The 1,475-nt window shown below is 44.0% G+C and carries 2 protein-coding genes; both read left to right on the top strand.

Annotated elements, in window-relative coordinates; genetic code table 11:
* Nucleotides 1-193, top strand: a 193-nt coding sequence (locus SPADD19_RS12230) for a hypothetical protein (RefSeq protein WP_241496379.1), incomplete at its 5' end; no start/stop codon positions are given.
* Complete coding sequence (locus SPADD19_RS01050; protein WP_061454980.1) at nt 190-1,407, top strand: MFS transporter; 1,218 nt, start codon at nt 190-192, stop codon at nt 1,405-1,407. The genes SPADD19_RS12230 and SPADD19_RS01050, both read left to right, overlap by 4 nt.
* The last annotated feature ends 68 nt before the right edge of the window (nt 1,408-1,475 follow it).

Raw genomic sequence — 1,475 nt, 5'->3', positions numbered from 1 at the left:
AAAGAAGGTTCTTCCCATGATGACCAAACTAAAAAACCACTTCCTCCGCTTTCTTCTCTCACATACCAGCGTTTATCTGAAGGATCAGGAACTTCTTCTCTCTGATGATGAGAAACTAGACCTCTTCAAACAGATCTTTCGATCCATCAAACAAGTCCTACAAACTAATCACGTGAAGGAGGAAGGCTCATGAAACTCTTAGCTCGTAATAAAATTTTTGCCTTACTTAGTCTTTCTCGCTTTTTGAATACCCTTGGCGCTGCCATCTACAATCTGGTCTTTGTGGTCTTTGCTGCCAGTATGCCACAACCGAGCCTAGCAGTTGGCATTGCCAATCTCATTGTATTTATTCCTAGCCTCTTTACCATTTTTGTCGGGATGAAGGCTGACCGCACGAAGAAAAAAGCTAACTGGTTGATCCGCATTGGCTATCTTCAAGCCATCCTCTTCATCCTTATTGCTCTCATGACCAAGATTCCGGGTTACCTAGCCTTTTCGATTGTTTGCTTCTTAAACATTGTTTCAGATTGTTTGAGCGATTATCGCGGAGGCTTGCAACTCCCCATCATGAAAAAGAACATCCCCGACGAGGATTTGATGGAGGCCTATTCCATCAACCAACTACTTAGTATGGTCTGCTCGATTTCTGGACAAGCCCTAGGGGTTTGGCTACTAGCCATCAGCCATCAAAATTTTGCTCTGGTCGCTTCGATCAATGCGCTGGCTTTTCTCCTGTCTTCCACTTGTCTCCTGATGAGAAAAAAGCAGCTGACACATGATCCCGTCATTGAGCCCAAAAGTAAGAATTCTTTGGTACACGAATGCCAAGAGATGTACCAGAACGCCAAAAGTATTTTTGCAGATGAGGAGGTACACCACTTTGGCAAGTTGCTCTTCTCATTGGTTCTCATCAATGCCCTAGGGGGATCCATCTCTGGTATCTACAATTTGCAACTGCTTCACTCCCCCTTCTTTCAGTTGAGCTTTAGCCAATCCCTCTTGATTTTAGAGGCAGTGACTATTTTAAGCATGGTCTGGGCTAGCCTGACACCTCACGATTATTTTTCCAAGCAAAGCCTCCACCATATCCTCCTGTGGATCGCAGGTGGGCTGACCATGCTTGGGCTCACAAATATCCTGGTACACTGGGACATTCTTTCCCTTCTACTCATCACTTTCCTTGGTTATCTTGTAGCAAAAATCAACCCAAAAGTTTCCAGTCTTTTAATGAGTAAATTGCCCGCTGAAAAATTAGCTTCTACCTCTAGCTTTTTGGGACTGATGGTTAGCTTTGCCATGCCACTTGGAACAGCTCTCTTTTCTAGTCTAGCTATCTGGAGCCTTCCCTTAGCTTGGGGGATCTTTGCCATACTCGGTTTCACTACCCTCCTCTTAACTACCAAATAAAAAATCCACCGTTTGGTGGATTGAGCTTAAAGACAAAGTTATCTTAAAAACTTTCCTTAGGTGAGGAC

It is taken from the genome of Streptococcus parasanguinis (assembly GCF_001578955.1).
Classification (GTDB): Bacteria; Bacillota; Bacilli; order Lactobacillales; family Streptococcaceae; genus Streptococcus; species Streptococcus parasanguinis_U.
This window is presented reverse-complemented; position numbering and strand designations above follow the sequence as displayed.

What these genes read in the sequence shown, in the direction of transcription:
- SPADD19_RS01050 (WP_061454980.1), top strand. Translation starts at nt 190, where the DNA reads ATGAAACTCTTAGCTCGTAATAAAATTTTTGCCTTACTTAGTCTTTCT.